Annotated in this window: 20 protein-coding genes; 12 read left to right on the forward strand and 8 right to left on the reverse strand. The window is 40.3% G+C overall.

From position 1 onward, the window contains the following. Positions 1-150 precede the first annotated feature (150 nt). From tssI to JW841_03510, 6 genes are all read left to right on the forward strand, one after another. Positions 151-2478, forward strand: coding sequence for a type VI secretion system tip protein VgrG (tssI, locus tag JW841_03485; GenBank protein ID MBN1959983.1), 2328 nt, complete (start codon positions 151-153; stop codon positions 2476-2478). A 6-nt stretch (positions 2479-2484) separates the two neighbouring features. After that, a complete protein-coding gene (locus JW841_03490) occupies positions 2485-3735 on the forward strand; it encodes a tetratricopeptide repeat protein (GenBank protein MBN1959984.1) in 1251 nt (416 codons plus the stop codon). A 224-nt stretch (positions 3736-3959) separates the two neighbouring features. Beyond that, positions 3960-4733, forward strand: a complete 774-nt coding sequence (locus tag JW841_03495) for a PAAR domain-containing protein (protein ID MBN1959985.1) — start codon at positions 3960-3962, stop codon at positions 4731-4733. Positions 4734-4771: 38 nt separating this feature from the next. Then, the gene (locus JW841_03500) at positions 4772-8272 is read left to right on the forward strand and encodes a hypothetical protein (protein ID MBN1959986.1); all 3501 of its coding nucleotides are present in this window, start codon (positions 4772-4774) and stop codon (positions 8270-8272) included. Positions 8273-8347: 75 nt separating this feature from the next. After that, the gene (locus JW841_03505) at positions 8348-9286 is read left to right on the forward strand and encodes a hypothetical protein (protein ID MBN1959987.1); all 939 of its coding nucleotides are present in this window, start codon (positions 8348-8350) and stop codon (positions 9284-9286) included. 461 nt (positions 9287-9747) lie between these two features. Next, the gene (locus JW841_03510) at positions 9748-11439 is read left to right on the forward strand and encodes a hypothetical protein (GenBank protein MBN1959988.1); all 1692 of its coding nucleotides are present in this window, start codon (positions 9748-9750) and stop codon (positions 11437-11439) included. A 127-nt stretch (positions 11440-11566) separates the two neighbouring features. Here JW841_03510 and ilvC read toward each other — a convergent pair whose 3' ends face one another. Together ilvC and JW841_03520 are read right to left on the reverse strand one after the other, a co-directional pair. Continuing rightward, entirely contained in the window at positions 11567-12667 is a 1101-nt protein-coding gene (gene ilvC / locus JW841_03515; protein MBN1959989.1) for a ketol-acid reductoisomerase, read from the reverse strand. 236 nt (positions 12668-12903) lie between these two features. Further along, positions 12904-13839: a radical SAM protein gene (locus JW841_03520; protein ID MBN1959990.1), complete on the reverse strand. Its 936-nt coding sequence runs from the start codon at positions 13837-13839 to the stop codon at positions 12904-12906. Positions 13840-13989: 150 nt separating this feature from the next. Here JW841_03520 and JW841_03525 point away from each other — a divergent pair, with 150 nt between their 5' ends. The 3 genes from JW841_03525 (at position 13990) to JW841_03535 (ending at position 15411) form a co-directional block, all read left to right on the forward strand. Next, positions 13990-14460 carry an FHA domain-containing protein gene (locus JW841_03525; protein ID MBN1959991.1) on the forward strand — a complete coding sequence of 157 codons (471 nt, stop codon included), beginning with the start codon at positions 13990-13992 and terminating at the stop codon, positions 14458-14460. Between the two features lie 97 nt (positions 14461-14557). Then, the gene (locus JW841_03530) at positions 14558-14740 is read left to right on the forward strand and encodes a hypothetical protein (protein ID MBN1959992.1); all 183 of its coding nucleotides are present in this window, start codon (positions 14558-14560) and stop codon (positions 14738-14740) included. A gap of 14 nt (positions 14741-14754) precedes the next feature. After that, positions 14755-15411, forward strand: a complete 657-nt coding sequence (locus JW841_03535) for an HAD family phosphatase (protein ID MBN1959993.1) — start codon at positions 14755-14757, stop codon at positions 15409-15411. 184 nt (positions 15412-15595) lie between these two features. Here JW841_03535 and JW841_03540 read toward each other — a convergent pair whose 3' ends face one another. From JW841_03540 to JW841_03555, 4 genes are all read right to left on the reverse strand, one after another. Then, entirely contained in the window at positions 15596-16495 is a 900-nt protein-coding gene (locus tag JW841_03540; protein MBN1959994.1) for a hypothetical protein, read from the reverse strand. 140 nt (positions 16496-16635) lie between these two features. Then, positions 16636-16863, reverse strand: coding sequence for a TIGR04563 family protein (locus JW841_03545; GenBank protein ID MBN1959995.1), 228 nt, complete (start codon positions 16861-16863; stop codon positions 16636-16638). A 5-nt stretch (positions 16864-16868) separates the two neighbouring features. Next, positions 16869-17069, reverse strand: a complete 201-nt coding sequence (locus tag JW841_03550) for a TIGR04563 family protein (protein MBN1959996.1) — start codon at positions 17067-17069, stop codon at positions 16869-16871. A gap of 118 nt (positions 17070-17187) precedes the next feature. Next, a complete protein-coding gene (locus JW841_03555; GenBank protein MBN1959997.1) occupies positions 17188-19674 on the reverse strand; it encodes a PAS domain-containing protein in 2487 nt (828 codons plus the stop codon). 99 nt (positions 19675-19773) lie between these two features. On the opposite strand from JW841_03555, the gene rlmN reads away from it, so the two are divergent. Next, positions 19774-20904 carry a 23S rRNA (adenine(2503)-C(2))-methyltransferase RlmN gene (rlmN, locus tag JW841_03560; protein ID MBN1959998.1) on the forward strand — a complete coding sequence of 377 codons (1131 nt, stop codon included), beginning with the start codon at positions 19774-19776 and terminating at the stop codon, positions 20902-20904. 15 nt (positions 20905-20919) lie between these two features. Continuing rightward, complete coding sequence (gene queG / locus JW841_03565; protein ID MBN1959999.1) at positions 20920-22035, forward strand: tRNA epoxyqueuosine(34) reductase QueG; 1116 nt, start codon at positions 20920-20922, stop codon at positions 22033-22035. A 109-nt stretch (positions 22036-22144) separates the two neighbouring features. On the opposite strand, the gene xth is transcribed toward queG, so the two are convergent. Further along, positions 22145-22915 carry an exodeoxyribonuclease III gene (xth, locus tag JW841_03570; GenBank protein MBN1960000.1) on the reverse strand — a complete coding sequence of 257 codons (771 nt, stop codon included), beginning with the start codon at positions 22913-22915 and terminating at the stop codon, positions 22145-22147. Positions 22916-22957: 42 nt separating this feature from the next. Next, entirely contained in the window at positions 22958-24088 is a 1131-nt protein-coding gene (locus JW841_03575) for a DUF4388 domain-containing protein (protein MBN1960001.1), read from the reverse strand. A 110-nt stretch (positions 24089-24198) separates the two neighbouring features. Here JW841_03575 and trmFO point away from each other — a divergent pair, with 110 nt between their 5' ends. Then, a complete protein-coding gene (gene trmFO, locus JW841_03580; GenBank protein MBN1960002.1) occupies positions 24199-25599 on the forward strand; it encodes a methylenetetrahydrofolate--tRNA-(uracil(54)-C(5))-methyltransferase (FADH(2)-oxidizing) TrmFO in 1401 nt (466 codons plus the stop codon). The last annotated feature ends 107 nt before the right edge of the window (positions 25600-25706 follow it).

Consider the following 25706-nt stretch of genomic DNA (forward strand, 5'->3'; position numbering starts at 1 on the left):
CAGAAATCCTGCCTGCGACTTGCCACAAGCAAGCCTCAGCATGATTTTGCTGCGCGCGCGGCCATCGTTTACGCGGCTTTCGTGAATCTCTCGGTCCAACATTTAGGGACACCCCCTAAATAAAAACTATTTATTCAATGGTGTGAAAAAATGTCGAGCAACGCAAGCTCCGGGTCAACGGCTGCAACTGCACTTAGTGGCACTTTACCTCCAGTTCAATATACCTTTAACACCGCGCAAAACGTAAGTTCATCATGGCGTGTACGTCGTATTGAACTTAATGAACAAATTTTTGCACCTTATGAATGCACCGTTGATCTCGCGACATCAGATCTTGATATAGTCCCAACCGATCTTGAAGGCGACTCATGCGTACTTACGATTGAGCGCGGTTCAATGATTAAAAGAGTATGTGGCATAATTTGGAAAGTTCAATGGCGCGGCACAATTGTTGACGCTGCATTATTACGCGTACAGTTCAAACCGGCATTAGCTGCCATGGGCCATACTTTTAACTCACGAATTTTCCCTCAAGAACAATCCATTAAAGACACTTTACAACAAGTATTAACTGAAGGTTTGCAACCTTACCAACGTACAGTTGATTTAGCGAACCTTACACGCGAATACAAACCACGTGAGTATTGTGTGCAATATAATGAATCTGATTTAGCTTTCGCTATGAGAATCATGGCTGAAGAGGGAATTTATTTTTATTTCGATCATTCCGGTGAAGAAGAAAAACTCTATTTAGTGGATAGTAACGAAAAATGTCCTGCATATGAATCAGCTAATGGCCTTGCGGTTCCAGTAATTAGCCCAGAATCGCCTACAGCAAATCTTGGCATTGAAACTATTCATAATTTATTTAGCGCTCGAGAATTGCAATCAACTGGTTCTGTCATGCGTGACTTTGATTGGACAAGACCAAAATTAGATTTAACTGCAACCGATGGTGCTGCTGATGTTTTAGGGCGTGAACGAAATGTTTATGAGTATCCAGCACCACAAGTTCTTGGCGATTACGATAAAGGTAAATTTACCTATACACGTGATGAAGGCAAAGAACATGCTGAATTACGCCGGCAAGAATTTGAGACGCAAATGCAGCAAATTGCGGGTGAAGGTAAAGTCTCTGGGCTAATGGCTGGGCAAAAACTAGAAGTCGGTGGCGAAGTCATGCTGCCTTTAACAACACAATATTTAATTACTGCTATTAATCATATTGGTGAAGCTCCTGAAGAAAACATCCACGAAATGGACGTGCGCGAAAATAATGCAGATCGCTATCATAATAGCTTTACCTGTATTCCTCTCGATGTACCTTATCGCCCGTGCGCACGTCCACGTCCGGTAATTCATGGGCCGCAAACTGCAAAAGTAGTTGGCCCTGCTAATGAAGAAATCTTCACCGATGAACATGGTCGTATAAAAGTACAATTTCACTGGGATCGCCAAGGTCAGAATAATGAAAATTCTTCTTGCTGGATACGAGTAGCACAAGCATGGGCTGGTGCTGGCTGGGGTTTTGTTTTCTTGCCACGTATTGGCATGGAAGTTATTGTACAATTTCTTGAAGGTAATCCTGACCGTCCTCTAGTAATGGGTTGCGTTTATAATGGGGACCATCCTCCTCCATATAAACTCCCCGATAAAAAAACTATTAGCGTCATTAAAACATCAAGTTCATTAGGTAATAAAGGTTATAATGAGTTTCGTTTTGAAGATGCTGCTGGCAGTGAAGAAGTGTATTTACAAGCACAAAAAGATTTAAATGAGTTAGTTAAAAACAATCATTCAACTACAGTTAATGCCAATCAAACTCTAACTGTTAATAATAACCGCAATAAAACCATTAAGAAAAATGAAACCAACACTGTCGAAGGTGAGCGCACTACCACCATCACTAAAAAAGAAACACGTACCTTTAAAGATGACCGTGAAACCACGGTTAAAGGTAATGATAAATTAACCATCGAGAAAAAAAGCGAGGTAAAAGTAACCGACAAATTGACCGAAACGTTTGATGGCGGTCGCGGTACTACTATTAAAAAGGGAGATACCTTAACTGTTAATGAATCAAACAAAACCACCACCGTCCACGGCGAATATAACATTACTGCAGATACTCAATTTAAAGTCACTCAAGGTGGAGATTCACTTTTAATAAAAGATTCTGCAACTCTTACATCTGCTGGCGACATAAAGCTTAGCAACAATGGTTGCAGTATAACTGCTGGGAATGATGGCAAATTAAGTATCACCGCAAACAGTGAAGTTTCTATCACCTGCGGCTCAGCAAGTATAACTCTTAAAAGTGATGGCACTATTGATATTACCGGTCAAACCGTAACAACGGGCAGCGCCAATAATAACATCAAATTTGAGCCAGCCGGCACAACAGTAAGTGGTGTTAAAATCACTTCTGCTGCGGTTGGCATTCATGAAATTCAAGGTGCTCTTGTTAAGATCGGTTAAACTTCTATGCGTAAACTCGTTGAAGAAATGCGATTGCGCTGTGAATCTTTTGTAGCACAACGCCAAGATCTCGCTTTGATAGTTAAAGCTGGTCTTAGTGAATATGTGCCTTTAATGAGCACTCTCGATGGTTTAGAAAAATCAGATGCTTCAAATATGTTTTGGCTTTTTGCTGACCCATTTATTACCAGCGCCGAATATGTAGACACTTTGGCTAATTCTTTTAATTTGCGTTGCAAAGCATTAATTGAAGCATTAAAAGAAGAACAATCGCCTATACCACCTATCCCTGAAATTATTGCTAATTCACAAGCTGATTTGATAACCCGTTTAAAACAACTAATGATTTATGCACGCGATTTACTGCCTAATCCTGATAACTCTGATGTCATTTTTGGTTTTCTTCCAAGTGAAATAAATAATTCTGCAGATTACGCCAGTTTAATGCTTAAATTATTGCAACACGAGCTGCCGATACCTTGGTGTCATCATATGCGTATTTTTATACGCGAGGATAGCGATACAGCTATTTTATATAAACGTACTCAAACTATTCCATACGCTCAAGGATATGCACCGGATTTTAGTCCACCGGCTATTGAAAAATCTCTAATCGATGAAGCACATGATGACAAATTAAGTTTGCCACTGCGCATGCAATCATTTTTTATTTTAGCCGGTCTTGATTTAGCACAACGTCGCTATAGCGATGCTATTGAAAAATATGGTTTGCTATCACGTTATTATTTAGCAGAAGGTAATAAACCTTTAGCAGCCTTAAGTTTAAATGGTCTTGGTGAAGTAGCAGAACGTGGCAATCAACTTGAAGCTGCACAAGATTATTTTGAAAGAGCTCTAACCCCCGCTATTGAATCTGAGTCACTACCCGCATTAATTAACATCACCCTCAACCTCGCCAATTTACATCGTCGCGAGCAGCGCTGGCAGCAAGCCCGCGACCATTATGATGCCGTAGCAAAATTAGCTCAAGGTTGTGCCAATCCGATGCTTAAAATTCGCTGCCTCGAACAAATTGGTTTCTGCTGTTACAAATTAGATGATAAAAAAGCCGCCTTTGAAAATTGGGATGCTGGTTACGAATTAGCCAAAGGAGTTGAAGCCGAAAGCGAACTACTCAATTGCCTTGAACGTCTGCGCAATCTCTATGCTGAACTAGGTATGAAAGATGAAAAGGCAGAAGCAGAACGTGAAATTAAAGAACTGCGTCGCCGTGGTGTGGAGGCTTCACCTCAATGAGTGAGTTAACTCTTTTACTAAGCCAAACCATTGAAGGCACTGGCAAGAAACTATCAGCACCACTGCAAGGTACAGGTGAACCACCAGCTGATGGGCTGCCACCACGGGCGCCAAACCCAGCACGCACGGTCGCCGATATTGCTGGTAGAGTAACTGCAGTTTTATCACTGCCTATGGACCTTATTAATGCTGGCGTAGCTGCTGCAACTAATGTCATATCTGACATGTTGCCTAAATTTCCAGCAGCTCATTTAACTTCGCTTTATGTTGGCATACCACATGCACACTCACATCCGCCAAGCCTCATTCCACCTGCCCCACCAGTCCCCCTACCAAGTATTGGTTGTGTGTTATTTGGTACTTGCGTGCAAGTATGGATGGGTGGCCTGCCAGCGGCACGCGCTGGTGATATTGGCATTGCACCAACTTGCGTAGGCTTTGCCCCATTTTTTACCATTTTTTTAGGCTCATCAAAAGTTTTTGTAGGTGGTATGCGTGCTGCGCGTGTCACCGATATTTGTACGGCATGCACCCCAAGCAAAGACGGAGCTACACGTGCAGCAGCGGCAGCAGCTAAAGCAGCGAGTAAAGCAGCGATGATGGCTGCAACAGTCGCAAGCGTTGGCATAACTGTATTACAGAATGCTGGCAAAATTGCTGCGGTAGCCGGTGCCGTAGCAGATGCTGCAGATGCTGCGACAGAAGAAGATGCTAACTTAGCTGCAGCCCAAGCTCTAAGTGCTGGTATGGCCATTGCGCAATTAGCAGCAGATGCAATTGCTATGGCCATGACCGCAGCAATGGGTAAAGACCCCGCAATCCCGCCGGCACTCCCTGGGTTTTTAGTAACTGGGGCCTTCAACGTTCATGTGGCTGGTATGCCCTTTCCTAATATTCCTGATCCAGCACAGTGGTTATTAAAAAAACTTAAATTAAAGTTGAATCGCTATAGAAATCAAAACAGAACAAGGAGAGGTGGCGGCGGAGGATGTCCTTAAATGATTACTAGCTTTTTTTACAATCAGGATCATGGACAATGAGTCGAAACAATTGTCCTAATAAACGAACACCATATTCTCACCTACGTCGCTACTTAGGTGATCCAGTTGACGTTGTCACTGGTGCAGTTGTCGATAATGATACTGATTTTCGTCTACCTGATGCTGATCTGCCGATTGAGTTTATTCGCTATTATGATAGCCGTCATGCTAACGAAGAGCGTGATTTGGGCTGGGGCTATCGTCATTGTTATGATCTTGAACTACGCACCGATCTTGATGGCATGACCTTCATCGATGCTCAATGGCAAGAAACTAATTTTCCGTTTTTAAAAAACGATGGCGATGAAATTGAAAACGAAGGGTTAATCCTTTCACGAATTAATCATACACAATACACCATCCGTTCACCCAAAGGCCCAAGCCATCATTTTACTTTTGTCAATTTCAGACGTAGTGCAACCCTTACTCATATAAGTAATGGCAACAAAAGTATTTCTTTTAAATATAATAAAAGCGGAAAAGTCACGGTAATTCAAGCGAGCAATTATTTTAAATTGCAAATAGACTATATAGGTAGATATATTAAAAGCGTCAGCCTGCACGACCGCAAAAAGCCAAATCCTCAATTTCTCATTCAATATAGCTACGACGACAAAGGTCACTTAATTAAAGGGGTCGATGCCTATAAATCAATATTCACCTATGATTATGATGCTGCTCATCGCCTCACCCGTAAAACCAGCCGTAATAATTTTAGCTTTTTATTTAAATATGATACAGATGGCAGATGCATTGACACTCGCGGCGAAGACGGGGCAGAAGCAACTTCGTTTGAATATAAACCAAATGAACGATTAACCATTGTAACTCGTGGTGATGGCGGCATATGGAGTTATTACTACAACGATCAAAACACTATTATTCATATTATTGACCCCTACAATGGCGTAGAACAGTTTAAACTCGATGACAACGGGCTCATCATCGAAGAAATCGACCCCAACGGCAATATTTCTCATATAGAATATGATCAACACGATCAGTCATTATATAAAATTGACCCTTTAGGATATAAAATCTCGCTACCTGAAAATATTGATGACGACCATCCACTTGATCATTGGGAAGGTATCCATCCTCTTGAATGGGAATTAGGAGAAATATATTCACTACCTGAGGCAATGCCCACATCACTCGACCTTAAACATTCTATACCGCCACCACTTGTACCTGTATTCACCAGCATTGATCACCCAAGCGGTGGCAAACCTGTTGATATATGCGACGTTCAAGGTTTACCATTTCGCCAAGAGAACTATGATGGCCGAGCACGTAGTTGGGGATTTGACTTAGAAGGCAACATTAGACGTTATACTGATTTCGATGGCCGCACTACTCGTTATGAACATACTTCTTGGAATTATGAAACTCGCAAAATAGACCCATTAAAAAGAGTCACAACCTCTGAATATTCATATAGCGAACAACTTACAGCAATTACCGATCCTGGCGGAACAAAAAGCGAATATAAATATGATTTAAAAGACCGACTCGTTGAAGTACTACGCCATGGCAGATTACGTGAGCGTTATAAATATGATGCTGCAGGTAATGTGCTTGAAAAACACGATGGTGCAGGCAATTTGCTAATCAGTTACACAGTGGCTCCTGGCAATCTCGAATCAGGGGCAAAACTCGCCTCCGGTGGTACCTATAAATTAGAATACAATGACAATGGTCGCATTATAAATGCAAAGACTGATGCACACACCTGTAATTTTGACTACGATTTCACTGGATTTTGCATTGAAGATAAACGTGATGAAATTGGTATTGAACATCATACAATTCTTGGTGCGGTAATAGAGACCAAAGTATTAGATAAATTTATCACGAGATATCAAAGGAAAAGTGCTGTACCAACTTTCGACGAAGAAACTATCGAAAGTCTAAGAGGCATACAAGCCAATTATCATAATATACTTACAATAACAGACCCCACCGGCAAAGCTCACCGATTTAAACAACTATGCCCAGGTGTGATTGAAAAACAGTTAAACAATGGGCGTATAGAATTAGTACAGTATGATCATAATGGGCGTTGTTTAGCAAAAAGCGTTTATCATAAAGGAGCTCCGCGTCAAGCATGGCGAAGGCATTTTGGCTACTCAGGTGAAGGTGATTTATTAGTTGTAGATGATAGCATTCATGGAATTACTCGCTACACACACGATGGTGCACATCGCTTAGCATCAGCAAAGCATCCTGATGGCAAAGAAGATATCTATGAATATGATGATGGTGATAATTTATTACAAGCACCAGGTCTTAAAGCCAATTATCAATCTGGTAATCGCTTGGCTTTGGCCAATAATGACAATTTTGAGTATAATGAACGTGACCATATCTCTAAACGTCAAGGATTGTTTGGTACTATAAATTATCAATATGACTCACTAGATCAGCTCATAGCTATCGATGGCCCTGATCTAACTTGGCGTGCAAAATATGATGCTTTAGGTCGACGGGTGCAAAAAACCGTCAATGATAAAACCTGGAATTATTACTGGGATAACGACCGCTTAGCTGCAGAAGTATTCCCTAACGGACAATTAAGGGTTTATGTTTATGCTGGCGCCAGGTCGATAGTACCATTGATGTTTGTCGATTACGAAGACATCAACGCCGCACCTGACTCTGGCAATTGTTATTATATTTTCTCTGACCATCGAGGTGCCCCTGAACACATTGAAGATGAAGATGCTGCTGTTGTTTGGCAAGCTAAAATCGATCCTTATGGTCTAGTGCATATAGATGTCGGCGAAGATTTTTATCAACCACTACGTTTCCCTGGGCATTTCTTCGATGCTGAAACCGGACTTCACTACAATCGTTTTCGTTATTATAGCCCAGAACTTGGTCGTTATTTAGAAAGTGATCCAGATGGAATCACCGGCGGGCTAAATCTTTATGCCTACACCAATAATCCATTAACTGAAGTTGATGTTCGTGGACTAGGCAAAAAATGCCCTAATTCGATTAGATGCAGGCTAAAAAGATTAGGCGCGCAATTACGCCGTTCTATTAGAGAAAAAACCCATCGCCAAAAACCTCGCCGCCTTACTGCTGATGAATTGCAAGTTGCGGCTGATTTTTTACATCGATCTATGGGGGACGAAATTGCACGTAAAAATCGCACTACTACAATCACTCAAGGCACAAGAAATGGAAAGACTGTTTTCACCATAACTACTAGCAATGGAAGTATACCTAGAAAAATGAGGAACTCAGCACGACGTTTATTAGGACCTAATGTTGAATTTGCCTCAGGCCCACGAGGAAAACAACCTGGCAATACACATCATGGTGAACAACGTGGTATCGCTGCGACCAACGACCAAACCAATCGTGTGCAAGCATCAAGCAGTGATGCTGGTCATGGTGGGGCTGCATGTGACGATTGTGCTACTGCACAAAATAATGCAGGAGTGCAAAATGTAACTGGTACTCAACAAGATGGTGGTAGAATTAGATAAAGATTTGCATTATGGGCAAAATAAAATTATCACAGTTTTTGTTTTGGTCATATTAGCTTGGAGGCCATATCAGCCATGATCGACCTACTTCCTTTAGATAGTCCACAGTGGAAAACCTTAAAATTATCATCTGGAAAAGCTGGTAGTATTCCTAACAGCATCAGACAGTTTAGTAGTAATCCAAATTTTAAAGGCAAATTGTTTGATTCAATTTGGCAAAGTGCATATCATCAATACAGTTTATATGATGCAATGTTTGCCATAATACCACATTTAGTTAGTATTGCTGATGCTTTACCAGCAGAAAAATGCCTTAATTTATGGCTAGTTGTTGGTGGTGCTGCTGCAATGTACGACCCCAAAATTGAACATGCCCCCAGCAATCTACTACCAGGATATGAACAAGCTATTGCTCATGCAGAACCTCGATGCCTAGAAAACCTACAAACAGCAAAATTAAAACTCAATGAAGCCTACAATTTAATCGTGGCAGCTATTGGTCTTGCCGGGCATGCTGTTGGCAAAATGGAAATGGATAACATGTTTGCTTATGATGATGCAGAATCAAAAGTTATATGCCCAAAAGATGAATCTGAAATTATAGTGTCGGTTAATGATTGGGGATTAGCGGTAATATCATACGATGATGATGACCCACCTTCACCCCCACCAAAAAATGCCAGAGCACCCTTAGCAAATCCTGGCACTTTTAAAGGCAGCAAACGTACACCTAATCCTTGGCAAAATATTGGTGCTGAATTACGTGACTTAGCAACGAAAAAAAATTTGTTAGCTGGTGTACAACCACATATTGAAATTGCTGCGGCTGTGGCTGAAGCAGGTGTTACCGCAAAAGTAAAACCAGGTGCCATTTTTTCACTTATCGGAGCATTGCTTACTTATAAAGGTTTTCCCAAACCTGCATTAAAATATTTTCATTTATGGGATTCTATTGAATGTCCTAATTGTCAATCTAAATTGATATTCGCTGATAACTGGTGGGGATTGCGTTAGTTTGTCGTTGCTTTTGATTATTAGCTGCACTGCATTATTCAAATTCGTAAGCAGTAATAAATAAAACGTATTTTACTCTAACCCACAAAGTTAATTAAATAACGATCGTAAGTAAAAGTTGAAATATAACATAATCAAAAAAGCATAATATTTTAAGAAGTTTATAAGCATCCCTAAAAAATGACTTAATGCAATAATATACTTGAATTAATTGTTTGAATTTTTATAAATACTTACCCATTGTCACGTAACTTACTAAAATTGTTGTGTTTATTATATTTCATATACGAAACTCAGGTTTTCTTGGTTTACCTGGCCACTATTCTTATTTAGCAACGATTTTCCCTCACTGTCGATAAACAGCCAATCACGAAGTAGCACAGTTACGCAGTTTTGAAGTTACGAAGTCAAACTGAAACCAAAATGAGGCCAGATGTCTCAATAAATTAAGGAGAGAAGTTATGGCAGAACCAATGAATGTTACGACCTTAAGATGGTACATCCAAGAATTAAATGACACACCAGATAAGAAAATTTCACTAAAGCCTGAAAATTTAACACCTGAACTTAAACAAATAGTCGAAAACGCTACTGGCAAAAAGCTAGAAGACGGCACATCTGTTGAGTTTACTTGTAAGCAATTTAGTGATTGGGTTACTGATAAAATAGCAGTGGAAAACTGGGGCGGCGACTACCGAATGCTATCCCCTGATAAATTACCTGCCGGTTTAACTGGTTTGTCACCTGAACAAGTCCTGGATGGCACTTTTGCAATTATTAATAGAATTAATAACGGAGTACCTACTACAATTACTGCGGATCAATTTAATGCTGGTAGCGATCCGGCTGTTGTTATATTTGCAAAGACCGCCGAAGGTTTCGATATGAAACCTGAAAATGCGGCTAAGTTTGTAGATCAATTTAATGCTAATACAACACCAGAGAGTGTTAGCTTTAAAGATGAAAAAGGCACAAAAGGCCAAAATTGGCAGCAAGCAAAAGAACTATACGCCACAAATTATGAGCTTTATGTAGCCCTTGATAAGAATCAGATCCCAGGTGTTAGCGCAGAGATGAGCGCAGCTCTCAAAACTGAATTACAACAACGCTTAGTCAATGAAGCTGCCAAAGATATTATTTCATTTGCCTCTAATAAAGACAACCTATCGATTCTTGCAATAATGATTAAAAATCGTATTAATCAGTATAGCCTGAAATCAGAGGATGTTAAGGCAGCAGTGAGTAGTTTAAAACCTGGAAATGCAGATGTAATATTAAAGGGAATAGAAAATAGTAAAAATGCTAAACAAGGTGCCGCAAATAGTAAAGGTAATATCGCTTCTATTTCTAACGGTGGTACTATTGTCAAGTTCGATACACATGGTGGTCACATCACTGGTTTCCATAAAGGCGGCAGCAATATGTTGGCCGAATCCTCAAGCGAACCAATGAACTTTGGCGGCACTTTTGCACTCTCGTCAGATGATTTTCCGTATGCAACAGCTTTTACCCAAGCAAATTACTCCTGTATAGTATTAGATAATAAAATTATAATGAAAAGCCCCGTTGACCCTGAAAGCGAACAAAGCCTTACGAAAGAATTCACGGTTGACCAAAATGGCATTTTCACGGCCAAGTGTTATACAACTAACCACTCTAAAGAAAATAAAACATTCTCACCAGAAGCGATGATTCGTCTGCCTCTATCAGGCTTTGTAAGTTGGAAGAACGATGAAGGCGGATCTTACGTTGATCAAGTTAAAGAGAATGAAACTCAACAATTAGAAGTAGGAAATAAAGATGGATTTGGTTTCTTAAATGCCACTAAGCAAGCCGAGCTACAAAAACCTGATAATAAAGGCGGTAATTTTTATTCACGTTACTTGGATATTGGTGGCGAAGTAGCTTTTTCATTCAAAGGCAATACACTTAAAGTAAAAGCTGTTGATCTTAAAGGCATGACCGTTGAGCAGATGAAAAAAGAACACAAATATGATCTAAAACTCTATGCTGATCCCAGAACCAATTATATGGAGTTTAAACAAAGAGGAAATGAAGTAACATTAAAGCCGGGCGAAACTACCGAGAATCCTCTTACAGTCACCTGGACGTCAGTGAAAGGTACTCTCAGTGAAGATAATCCGAAGTTTTAATTTATTTCGCCTATTTAATATGGATTAAATATTCTTCCGGTCAGGTTGGTGCTTAGTTAAAATTAGCACCACTTGACCGGAAGCATTTATTTTATCGTTTATCTAAAGAATATAATATACTCAAACTTTAATTAGAATCGCGACCGCCAATACCCTTGGTATTAGCAGTAATCGCTTTAGCTGCTTCTTTTGGTCGCAGTGAGCGCGTAGCTTTGCCAGCACGCCAAATTTCAGAATTACCAAGCTCGGCTAATTCTTTACCAAGTTGCTCTTGATAATTTGGGGCACCACAAGATTCAATAACTCGCGCTGTTTCTTTGCCCGAAGCTACACGGTCATATAACCAGTTAAATACCGGCATTACGGCTGCTTTAAAATGTGGTCGCCAATCAAGCGCCCCACGTTGAGCAGTAGCCGAGCAATTGGCATACATCCAGTCCATGCCGTTTTCGCTAACCAGGCGAATCAAGCTTTCGGTAAGCTCTTCAACCGTCTCGTTAAAAGCTTCGCTGGGGCTATGGCCATTGGCACGCAAAACTTCATATTGAGCGTCCATAATACCGGCAAGAGCTCCCATTAATACACCGCGCTCACCAGTTAAATCGCTATATACTTCATGCTCAAATGTGGTTGGGAAAAGATACCCCGAACCAACAGCGATACCTATAGCCAAGCAACGCTCACGCGCCCTGCCAGTAGCATCTTGCGCTACCGCAAAACTTGAGTTGATGCCTGCGCCTAATAAGAAATTGCGACGCACATTAAGACCTGAGCCTTTAGGGGCAACCAAAATTACATCGATATCTGCTTGAGGGATAACCCCGGTTTGCTCTTTATAAACAATCGAAAAACCATGCGAGAAATAAAGCGCATCACCTTTTTTAAGGTGTTTTTTGACATCAGGCCAAATTGCTTTTTGCGCTGCATCAGAAACTAACATTTGCACTATAGTGCCACGCTCTGCTGCTTCTTCAATTTCAAAAAGCGTTTCTCCTGGCTTAAAACCATCGTTAATCGCCCGGTCCCAATCTTTTTTGAATTTTGACGCCTGACCGATAATGACCTTAAAGCCATTGTCACGCATATTAAGTGCTTGCGCTGGGCCTTGTACACCATAACCAATAACGGCAATCGTTTCGTTTTTTAGTACTTCTCTAGCTTTAGCAAGTGAAAACTCGTCACGAGTAACGACCTCTTCTTTAACGCCACCGAAATCGATGGTTGCCATGCAATCCTCCTTCATGCTGTTTTCAAAACGAAAACTGGCAAATTGCTAAATAAAAAAATATGGGGGGCGCAACTTTCAACCACTGCACCAGCGGTTGTCAAGGGGTTGCGCAATTTCGCTCGCTAATAAGCACGATTACACGTTTCTGTCACGCTGTAGATGCATAGTACTAAGGTATTTTTTTTCATGGTTGCCTACCATATAAATATTATTAAAAGATTGCTTAAAATAAAAACCTATCGCGGCAGACAAATAAAACCTGGTATAGTCGTATCTTGCTCAATTTTACCTTTTGCTAAGAGCATATCGACAATTTTTTGTATTTGCTCTTGGCTTGTATTTAGTGCCAAACATAGATCTTCTATCGTACTTGGGCGTCTTGCAAGGATTGCGATAATATCCTCTGTACTACAATTAAGCCCTGCATCCGTCTGATGCCGCGATTTATCAGCAAAAACTGCAATAACTTCAGCTACTGGATTAAATTTACTACATATTTCGTTTAAAGCGGCAGCATTCATAGGTCTTACGCGTTTGTCGGTACCCGGTCGAATAGGGGTATTTAACTGAACTTTATCTGGGGCGATTTTAGTGACTACTTGCACTAAACTTTCAAGATGTTGTGGCGTATCACTGATGCCCTCTAACATCATTATTTCAAGCCAAATTTGACCAGTGTATTCTTGCCGCAGTGCAATAAGACCATCTACGACATTTTTAAACGTAATTGTCGGCGCCGGGCGATTCATAAGGTTAAAAACTTGCTCAGTACCTGCATCTAAACTAGGTAAAATTACATCAGCTTGACTAACTGCAGCACGTACTTCAGGCAAATGAAATAGCGAACCACCTGTAAGAATAGCAACCGGTATATCAGTTTCGTCTTTTATTGCTTTGATTAACTCAGCAAGATCTAAAGATAAAGTGGGCTCTCCTGAACCGCCAAGCGTGATAAAATCCGGCTGTGGACTTAGAGCTAATTTCTTATGTAATTCGGCAATAATCGTCTCTGGGGCAACAAAATGACTTCGTTTAGTAACCTGCAAAGCACTAGAACCAAGTTGGCAATAAATACAGTCAAATGGGCAGTTTTTAAAGGTTATTATATCAACGCCCAAACTCATTTTAAGACGCCGACTCAGTATTGGACCATAAATATGACGAGTTGACATGTTTATCTCATAATGTGGCGTAGCAAAATGATAGTAAAAAAGCTATGTTCATAAAAAATTTGTGAGCTGAAAAAGAAACCTGTGAAAAATAAAGGAATAGCTAATCGTAACCCTCCCGTTAATAATACTTTTTATGTTATGAGAGCTAACATGGAAAAAATGACAGACAGCCCTACTCGACCACGTGCATTATTAACTGCAACTGCAGGCCCAAATTCTGGTGATAGTGTTGGTATTGAAATTGGCACTTGCCGCTTAATTGGCAGGCATCTTTCAGAAAACGAAACTGCTTTTATTGACCGAAACGGTAATCGCGTACTTGATGGATCTGCAAGCGGTATTCTTGAACGCCATCTTAAAGACCGTACGCCCGCAACTGGTAGTCCTACTCCTCATTTTTCTAGTGAAACCTTTGAACGCGCTGCTGATATTATTTTTGCTGATGATTCCATCTCTCGTGCACATGCGATGCTTTTCTATGATGAAAATGCTTTTGGCATTATCGATCTTGCAAGCACTAATGGTACTTTTGTTAATTCTGAAAGAACCACCAGCAAAATTCTGGCAGATGGTGACATCATTAATATTGGCAATAGTGAACTATCCGTCCATATTAATTAACCGTGGTCTACTCTCACTTGCTAATAAATGGCAAAATTTATAGATATCTCAATCTGTTATTTTAATTTTTTACATACATTAATGGAGTTATTAAAAAATGAATCGTGAAGATCTCGAAAAACAAATGAAATCACTTAAACAAAAAGCACAAGCTGCACGCAAAGCAGGCAAAGGCGACAATGCCAAATCTTTTCGCGCTGGTGCCAAACGTTTATCGCGCCAACTACGCGCAATGAAAAAACCGCAAGCTGCTTCTGCTAAAAAAGCAGCAGAAGCATAATTTTCACACTCATCGTGTCAATTGCTGCCATTATCTTTGATTGTGATGGTGTTCTTGTTGATAGTGAAAAAATAAGCTGTAGCGCCTGGTTGCCGGTTTTACATAACCATGGATTAAATATCGCATTAGCTGAAATCGAAAAGTTTATTGGCAAATCAGATCAAGCGGTAATTGAATACATACAGTATAAATATAAACTAAAGTTAGCTCCTGACATTATTGCAGAACGGCAAAATCAATATTTTAAAATGGCCGCTAATTTATTGCAGCCATTTGCTGGTGTTCATAAAGTAATAAGTGAACTACACAAACAAAATATCAAATTGGCCGTTGCTTCATCAGGAGGACACCCAAAGATAGCGTTTTCTCTCAAGGTGGCAGGTTTAACAAATTTTTTTAGTACTATCTGTAGCGCCACAGAAGTAGCAAATGGCAAACCAGCCCCAGACCTATTTATATTAGCCGCTCAACGCTTAGGTATTTTGCCACAACAATGCGTTGTTATTGAAGATTCAATATTTGGTATTCAAGCCGCTTGCCAAGCTAACATGATGTCATTAGGATTCTGTTCAAGCTTTTCTGCTGCAACTTTGCTTAACGCCGGAGCCAACGGTGTATTTAATAATTATGAAGAATTTATCCCCTGCTTAAAAAAACTAAACGATAGCTAGGGGGTGTCCTTAAATGTTGGACTTAAGAGATTCACGAAAGCCGCGTGAACGATGGCCGCGCGCGCAGTAAAATCCTGCTGAGGCTTGCTAGTGGCAAGTCGCAGGCAGAATTTTTGCGAGCACGCGGTCGTAAGTAGCGGATTTCGTGAAGATCGACGGGAGACATTTAGGGACACCCCCTAATTTAAATCTGAAATGGTTCTTGAATTTCTAAACATGCAATACCATCACGGCATTGTACCATTAACTTGGTACCAATTAGAGCGTAATGCCCTGGCAATTTACGACCACGTTCTGTTTCGATACCTTTTCGTATAAAAAATATTTCTTCGCCAAAACGTAGCCAAGGCGTACGAAAGTATGGCGCGGCGCAACAAAAATCTACTAAATGTTCGCAATCCCAGGCAGTTGAATTAATCAAAGCATCTTCAGGTTTAGGACGCGGGGCTCGTGTTGCACAACTATCATCTTGCACTATTCCCTTAAGTCGTCCTTGCTGCAATTTCATTAATACATTGACAAGCAAAGGTGCAGCAGTATTTGCTGCAATTGTGAATAATGTAGCACCCTCTGCATGCGCTGGAGGGTCAAATGAAGTTTGACAAAAAATTACCCCATGATCTTCTTTATCGTCTATTTCGTGAATACTTACCCCATAATTGCGTTCATGACTTTTACTGATCCAAAACAATGGAGAAGGTCCTCGCCACTGAGGTAGCAATGATGGATGGACATTAATTGCTTGCTTTGCGGTACCTAACACAGAAGCAGAAAATAACCGGTCAAAGCCAATACAAACTATATAATCAAGATTAAAATCATTGATTGTACATATGGCGATAGGATCGTTTACATCGCATGTTTCAAGCACCATAAAACCAGCAGCATGTGCAATATCGCTTAATGCATTGCCATCAGGGATCTTGCCTTTTCTTGGTTTACGTAAGCGTTGCAGCATACGATGAGACTGGTTTTTTTTACCTTCAACAACGAGCACTATTTCAAACTGCGCGCTATAATCCAGGAAATATCGCAAAATTGGTGTTGAAAATGGTCCGCTTTGGCCAAAAAATCCTATTCGCATCCAATACTCGCCTAAAATAGGGAAGCGCCCCTATAGAGACATCCTATAATGCTACTAAAGCATTCAAAGTCTATAAACGCTATTTAGAAATGCTGTTTGAACAACTAGCCTGTAAAATTCAGCATTATCCTAAATAGGCCTTAGCCATCTTCAGGATCATTTCCTGGATCCTGAGGCATCGATTGATACTCGATATCAGGAAAAAAATCAGTCGTGCTTGGCATATTGCGCATTTCAGCTCGGCTAATTTTCCAGGCTTGTTGAATCAGCCATGAGATCGAACGATCTAAACGTTTGGCCTCATGCTGTAATTCTTCCAGCATTTCACTAGGAAAATATAACGCTTGACGGCGTGATGGTCCGGCCACGGTACCTATCCTCGAGATGTGGCGTCGCCATCAGTAGTAACATCATTTACTGACGGAAATCGCATGATCTCTGCTCTAGCCAAGCGCCAGGCTTGTTGCACTATCCATGATAGTGAACGATCCTGTCGATTTGCTTCGACTTGTATTTCGCGAAGCATATCTTCTGGAAAATACAGACTCTGTTTTCGCTTATCGGTGCGGCTCATCTTGGGAGGCTCCATGTTCACCCTAACGATGACGCGCTGTTTAAGGGAAGTACTGCTAATCACGTCATCTATTGGTTTACCGGGGCCTTGAGGACAGGTCAAGAAAACATGATAATATTTATGATACTTTCTTTAAATCCAATACTCTTTTCATCAATCGTAATAATTCTTCAACATCAGGTGGCTTGCTAATGACTCGATCACCCATTTTGTTTGCAAAATCATTCATCGACGGTGTAAAAGCCCCACCGGTTAAGAAAATAAATCGGTTACTTATTGTAGGATGGCTATTTTCTATTAATGAATAAAGATCCATGCCATTGCGTCCTGGCATCATTAAATCACACAAAATAATATCGTAGTCATTATTAGCAATCCGACTAAGGGCCTCAGTAGCGCTGCTGGCAGTATCTAATTCATATTCGCGCCAAAGTAACCTTCTTAATCCCGTCAACATTAAAGGCTCATCGTCAATAGCTAGCACTCGAGGATGATGTTCAGTTGTTTTATTCTGTAAATTGCGGGCATTTTTTAATTCGGTATGAGCAATTGGTAATAGTATAGTTACTGTGGTTCCTATTTCTAATTGACTATCCACATTAATTTCACCACCCAATGTTGAGACTATTCCATGACATACAGCAAGGCCAAGTCCAGGGCCTACACCAACATTATGAGTAGTAAAAAATGGATCAAAAATACGATTTAAAACTTCTTTAGATATCCCTTTACCATTATCCCTAATCACTACTACAACCCTGTCATTTTTTTGTGCTGTACTAATATAAATCTCATTCAAATCATAATCGCGTTCAGGCATAGCCTGCATAGCGTTAACTAAAAGATTAATAAAAACTTGAATTAATCTTGATTCATTAGCGAAAACTTTTGGGACATTATTTAATTCACGACGTAAATGTGCACGATAGCGTACTTCACTTTGTACCATACGCACTGCCGTCTCAACAGCACGCTGTATATCAACCATCCCTTTAGTTAATTCATGGTCAGCACGAGAAAACGTACGCAAATCAGCTACGATATTACGAACACGATCGCTACCTTCTAGCGCGTCACGTAAAGCAGTGCGCATATCATCACAAACATTTGGCATAGCATGGTCGCATGCAGTATCTTCAAGTGTTTGAATACAATACACTAAATTTGAGCGAATGTATGAAAGTGGATTATTAATCTCATGCGCCATTCCAGATGCGAGAGTTCCTACAATCCCCAATCTATCTTTCATCTGTAATTGTGCTTCTAGTTGTTTCTGCTGCGAAATATCTATAACTATTCCATTGCATATAACACCACCATCAAAAGCTTTTTCAAGCATAGCGCTGCCACGCAGCCAACGTATAATACCATCTCGGTCTAGCATTCGAAATTCATGCGACCACTCTTGTAAAGAGTTACGACTTTTTTCAATTGAACTGAAAACGCTTGCTCGGTCCTCTAGTACAATATGTTTGGCAGCTATATTTATATCATTGTACAATTTTTCTCTTGATACTCCTAAAAACTCTTCTGCCCAACGACTAGCAAATACGAATCTAGCATTACCTTCAGCAGCAAAATGTAATTGAAACACCGCACCAGGCAAGGCGTTAGTTATACGGGTAAGTCCAGCTTCACTTGCCTGCAATGCTTGTTCGATTCGGTGTCGACGAGTAACCGCAGCAAAGGCATCTGCAATTACAACAAAAGGTGTTAAATCAGTATCCGCAAGGTTAGTCTCACGACCACGCCATAGCAAACAAATTCCACTATTATGTACTTGTGTCTCATGAGTAAGCGGAATCCATATAAAAGAATCAACGTTATCTTTTACTAGTTGCTCGCGCATTGTCTTTGCACTGTCAGGCAACTGTTTAACATTATTAATAATAAAATAATCACGACCTTGCTGCTGCTCATATAGCCAATGCCAATTATTTAGATATAAAGTTTGAGCTCGAATTCCTCCAAAACGCGACGAATAACTACAAACCAGACTCTCGCCATCAGGTGAACTCTCCATTAAACGAGATTCACTTGCACTTGCTAATACCGTCATGTCTGCAAGTGCACTAACAATACCAGCGTTAAATTCATTCGCCTTTAAAGACAAAAAACGACGAGACATATCAGATACTAAAGCATAGGCTTCAACACGACGGCGCAAAGCTTCTTCTGCATTGTGCGCTTGAGTAATATCGCTAACTACACCTTCAACAGCATTTAATTTACCATTAGCAGCATAAATACCGCGCCCTCGTTCATGCAACCATTTTTCTTCGCCTTCATTTCTTTTAAGACGATAGACAACTTCAAATGGATTTTTATCAGCTAAGGCAGCGTTTATTTCGTGCTCTACACGATGTTGATCCGCCAAAGAGACAATATCATGAATAGACCACCCATCAGGGCTGGTGAACTTTGCTTTTTCATAGCCAGTAACTTCATATATACTGTCACTAATGAATGTCGGCTTGGTATAACGACTATTGCTTGAATATACGAATGCCGAAAGATTTGAAAGTGTAGTAGCAAAAAGTCGAGGTACTGTTAAATTGCTTACCGGTGTTTGCGCACTAGTACTTACTTCTTGTGGTTTTAACATTTGTACCTACCCGCGCAGCTATTTTTAATACGTCACGACTTTTTAAATTGTTCACTATGTAGTAAATGCTACCATTTTTATTAAGTCTCTTGCACTTATATGTTTTGCTATATATTGCGTTTGCGATATTTTGCTGTAGGAGTGTTTACTACCTTGCCACACCAACAAAACCTTTTAGGCCTTTTAAAGTATGAAATTGAGAGCCTGCTGCTATCACTAAATGAACCTTTATTTCGTGCACAGCAAGTCTATGAAGCAATCTATCGTCATGGACTATCTAATTTTGCAAATATAACTACTATCTCAAAAAAATTACGCAGCACGTTAGATGAGCATTTTTTGATTGATTACCCTAAAATTGACCAAGTGCAGCAAGCAAGTGATGGCGTTAGAAAATACCGCTTTGTTGCTATGGATGGTCAAGCTTTTGAGTCAGTATATATTCCTGAAGTTGTAAAAGTTGGTAGAGTCACAAATACTTTATGTATTTCATCACAAACCGGTTGTTCGCTTGAATGTAAATTTTGTTTTACCGCATCTTTAAAGCATTATCGCAATCTTTCAGTGGCGGAAATAATTGGCCAAGTATTTGCAGTTAGCCACGACCTCGCAGCAAATTGCACGACCAAAAAACCAATCGAAAATACCAGAGTAACAAATGTAGTTTTTATGGGTATGGGCGAGCCACTGCTAAATTACGACAATGTTCTTGCTGCGGTAAAATTGCTTATCGATGCTGATGGTATGAATTTCTCAAATCGTCGTGTTACTGTTTCTACTGCAGGCATTGTACCGCGAATTTATGATCTAGGTAGAGCAGTACAAACACAGTTTGCTATCTCTCTTAATGCTACTACCGATGAAGTCCGCTCACAAATTATGCCAATAAATAAAAAATGGCCGCTTAACGAACTAATTGCTGCTTTGCGTGCTTACCCTCTTTCGCCCCGACGACGCTTGACTGTTGAATATGTTATGCTTGGAGGTGTTAACGATTCGCTTGCAGATGCACATCGTTTAATTAATTTACTTTCTTTTATCCCGGTAAAAATAAATCTTTTGCCACTTAACGCTCATCCACGAACTTCATTACATCCACCTTCGATGGAGCAAGTCTTGAAATTTCAAAAAGTACTTAGAGATGCCAGTATGAACACAATTATTCGCAGTGCTCGTGGTCAAGATATTGCTGCGGCATGTGGACAGTTGGGTGAAAACGACCCAAAATAGCTAACTGTGAACCACATGAATAACAAGCAAAATTTACGAGAAAAAATCCGTAATGCTGCTACTAGTCTCGGTTTTATTCGTGTTGGTTTTGCACCCATTTCAACTTGGCAACGTGGACAGTTAGCATTATCGCAATGGCTTATAAAAGGTTGTCACGGTGAAATGAGTTATATGGCAAAGCATCCATCACGTATAAATGCCAACCATCTCTTGCCAAATGCTCGTACGATAATTGTAGCAGCACTCGCTTACTCAACGGCAACCCAAAATGACAATCGATATAATCAACAAACCTATGGACAAATCGCTAAGTTTGCTCAGGGAGCTGATTACCATATAGTAATGCGAGAAAAATTATCTATTTTGGTAAAAAAAATAAATGAAATTACAGGGGCTGACACAACTTCTCGTGTTGTCGTTGATACCGCCCCTATTCTTGAACGCGAAGCAGCAGTAAATGCCGGCATTGGATTTATTGCAAAATCGACCATGCTTATTGTACCAAATGTCGGTTCATTTGTAGTGCTGGGTGAGTTATTAACTGATTTAGAGTTACCTTTTGATGAACCTAATAACAATACCTGCCAAGACTGTAATGCCTGTATAAATACCTGCCCTACTGGCGCCCTATCGCCCTTTTGCGTTGATGCACGCCGATGTATTTCATATTTAACAATTGAGAGCCGTGGTTTAATCCCTCGTGAATTAAGACCTTTAATGGGACAACGAATTTTTGGCTGCGATATCTGCCAAGATGTCTGCCCTCACAACAAACAATCGCATAATTTTGCAATAACACCAGAACTCGTTAGTAATGAAGAACCTAAAAAGACATTAACTGATTTGTTAATGATTTCTAGTGGGGATTATCGCCGCTGGGTAAAAGGTAAAGCGCAATATCGCATTAGTCGCAATCAATTAGCGCGTAATGCCGCCATTGCCATTGGGAACAGTGGTGAACAAAGTTATGTAGATATACTCATACGATCTCTTTTTTCACATCCAAGTGCTTTAGTACGTCAACATACTGCTTGGGCTTTAAAGCAAATTGGTGGAGAAAAAGCACATGCTGCGCTTAGACGCGGTGCTATTCAAGATAATGATACTATTGTTAGAGACGAATGTATATAAAAGCATTATCTAAAGACATTTGTAAAAGTCACAATATATTTTCAGTAGCGCTTAGCCGTTAGCTGTTTAACTATAAAGCGTTTATCCGTTTACCGTTAAAACTGACAGATTACCTGGCAAACTCAATAAACACTGGTGCATGGTCAGAAGGTTTTTCACCTTTGCGCGCTTCTTTATCTACCCAAGCTTTGCTACATTTATTTGCAATTGTCTCAGTTGTTAAAAGCAAGTCTATGCGTAAGCCATCATTGCGCGCAAAAGAAAGCTGACGATAATCCCACCACGAAAACACCCCACCATTTGGTTCTTTTTCAGCAAGCAGATCACGTAATCCCCAACTAAGAATGGGGGCAAATGCTTCACGAATACTAGTATGCGCCAAAACACTATCACGCCAAGCTTCAGGATGTGCTGCATCGCAATCACGCCAAGCAATATTAAAATCACCAGCAACAATAATCTCCTGTTCAGGATTTGCAGTTTGATCAAGATATGCACGTAAACGCTTCAACCATTTTAATTTATAAGCGTATTTATCGCTGCCCAATTCACCCCCATTAGGCACATAAACAGAGATTATACGCAAATCATTGATAAATGCTGAGATTATGCGGCTTTGATTATCGTCCTGGTGATCGCCAAATCCCTTTTGAATATTACTTAAAGGCAAACGTGATACAATCGCAACACCATTATAAGTTTTTTGCCCGTGAACAGCACAATTATATCCAAGAGAAGCTATCTCGTCGGCAGGAAACTCAGAATCGACAACTTTAGTCTCTTGCAAGCATACAACATCAGGCTGACGTTCTTTTAGCCAGGATAAAAAACGCTCTTTACGCGCACGAATAGAATTAACATTCCAGCAAACGATCTGCACCAATATTTACCTTTCAATTATACTTAGTATATATATTAAAAGTTACTTCAATTCAATAATTCCTGAGTGCAATAGTTTTTTAAGCGTTTTTAATGTTTCACGCTCATTTAAAGAACTCACCATAATCAAACTACCAATATCCATTTGCGCAGATAATCTATTTAATAAAAATCGTTCATCTGGACGTAAACGTAAACGTCCTAAACGATGCTCATCTGCAATAATTACTGGTACTTTTAATGGTGGTAAAGTAGAGTATAAATCTTTAATTTGTTCTTCTAAAGATTCTTTTAGCGCGATTCGCGCATTTTCAGAATCTGGTCGCATACGTACTACAACTTCTAATAAAGATACTGCTTCATCAAATTGACGTGATTGCCGCAAAACTTCGACTTGATCCATTAATTGTTCAAGTCTACCAGAATCACTGTGATGAGTATCAGCATTTTCATCCGGTAAGAACACCACCGCACCCATTGCTTCAAAAGAAACCAATGTACGTAGCACAGATAAAATAGGTGCTCGTAATTCAAGACAAATATCAGACACTGATTGTCCGGCACTAATACTGGCTAAAATACGCCGCTCTCTCACCCCTATAGTTTCAAGTGGGGGCAGTTTCTCATCAATAATTCGTATACGAACATCGTCATGTGGAAAACGCTCGCGTACATGCAACCACTCGTCTTGACGACGTGCACCTTCCATTAGCAAATGGTTTACATCTAAATCAACTGACAAGCGTTCTTGATCATCTAGACCAAGATCAAAACCTTTAGCGTTTATTTCACTAAAAACAAATTCACCTGGCAAATCTATAAATAGGTCATAAATGGATTCAATTGCTAATTCGCGCAAACATTGCTGCAATGGTTCTTGAGCAATAAGACCACGAGACAACATGGCTTGCTGCAAGCTTCCGCCAACAGCTCGTTGATGCTGAATCGCAGTACGTAAGTCTTCTTCGCTAAGCAAAGCGCTAGTAACAACTATATGCCCTAAATTATCATGTAACTCTGGACCGCTATAGGTAGCTACTGTCCCGCCATTAAGTACAAGTTCCCACTCATTTCCATCACGACTAACAGTTAGTACTCCCGAACGTGAAGTGGTCTTCACCCACTGCATCAAATCAGCAAGCGGCATAGTTCGTAGTGAGCCATAAATAGCCATAGTCTATTTCCTAACATTTATCGTATTATCAGAGTAGGTCAAATTAATAATGCATATTCACGTTTTTTGTCATGGAACCAAAATTAATCATACCAAGGGAGTAATACAGAATGTTTGGGCAGGTTACAGTAATCGGAGCTGGCTTAGCGGGTGTCGAAGTTGCTTGGCAATTAGCCCAAGCAGGTATTTCGGTAGATTTGATTGAACAAAAACCACTTACACATTCTTCTGCTCATAAAAGTAACGATTTTGCTGAATTAGTTTGCTCAAATTCTTTACGTTCGAAAAACCCCTTAAATGCAGTGGGATTACTTAAAGAAGAAATGCGCCGCTTAGGATCTGTAGTGATGCAAGCAGCGGCTATAGCACAAGTACAAGCTGGTGATGCTTTAGCTGTTGACCGCAGTATTTTTAGTAAAGTAATATCAACAACTATTCGTAATCACCCACAGATAAAAGTTATTACCCAAAAGGTAACCCAAATTGATGAGTTAATTAAAAAACCGACAGTCATTGCCACCGGCCCCTTAACTGATGATGCTTTGGCTGATTCTATCACTAAACTTACCGGGCAAAATCGGCTTTATTTTTATGATGCCATTGCCCCTATTATCACAGCGGAAAGCATTGATTATAACATTGCTTTTAAAGCTTCTCGTTACGATAAAGGCACTGGTAGTGATTATATAAATTGCCCGTTTACTCAACACGAATACGATAGCTTTATTGACGCGCTACTGGCAGCAGAGCTTTTTCCATTGCATGCTTTTGAAAAGCCAAAATATTTTCAAGGTTGCCAGCCAATCGAAGTGGTAGCAGCTTCTGGTCGAGACGCCCTGCGCTATGGGGCAATGAAGCCTGTAGGTTTGCGAGATCCGCGAATTAATAAGCGTCCTTACGCAGTAGTGCAATTACGTCAAGAAGATCGCGATGCTCAAGCATATAATCTCGTAGGTTTTCAAACTAAAATGCTACATAAAGAGCAACAACGAATTTTTCGTCAAATCCCTGGACTACAAAAAGCTGAGTTTTTGCGCTTAGGTGCAATTCATCGCAATACCTATATTGATAGCCCTTCACTGCTCGACGCTAAAATGCGTTTGTCGCATTTACCTTTATTGCGATTCGCTGGCCAAATTACTGGAGTTGAAGGTTATGTTGAAAGTGCCGCTCACGGACTTCTTGTCGGACTTTTGTTAACTCAGGAGCATCACGGCTTAGCTACCCTTGCTCCACCAGAAACTTGTGCACTTGGGGGCTTATACAATCACGTATTAGGAAAAATGCGCTTACCTAATCATCAATTTGAACCCGCCAATGTTAATTGGTCAATGGTGCCACCCTTGATTATGAAAGTTCATAAAAGCCAAACTAAACTATTGCGTCTTTGTCGTGCGTTGAATGCTTTTGAAACCTGGGCGCAGCAATCAGGTTTACAATTGACCGAAGCCAACCCAGAAATTACTGCTTTATGTACAGAAAAAAACTTGAAAAGAGGCACGATAATTTGAAAAAATTAGGGGGTGTCCCCAAATGTTGGACCGAGAGATTCACAAAAGCCGCGTGACGAGGGCCGCGCGCGCAAAAAAATCATGCCGAGGCTTGCTGGTGGCAAGTC

This window comes from Deltaproteobacteria bacterium, from assembly GCA_016931625.1.
Classification (GTDB): Bacteria; Myxococcota; XYA12-FULL-58-9; order XYA12-FULL-58-9; family JAFGEK01; genus JAFGEK01.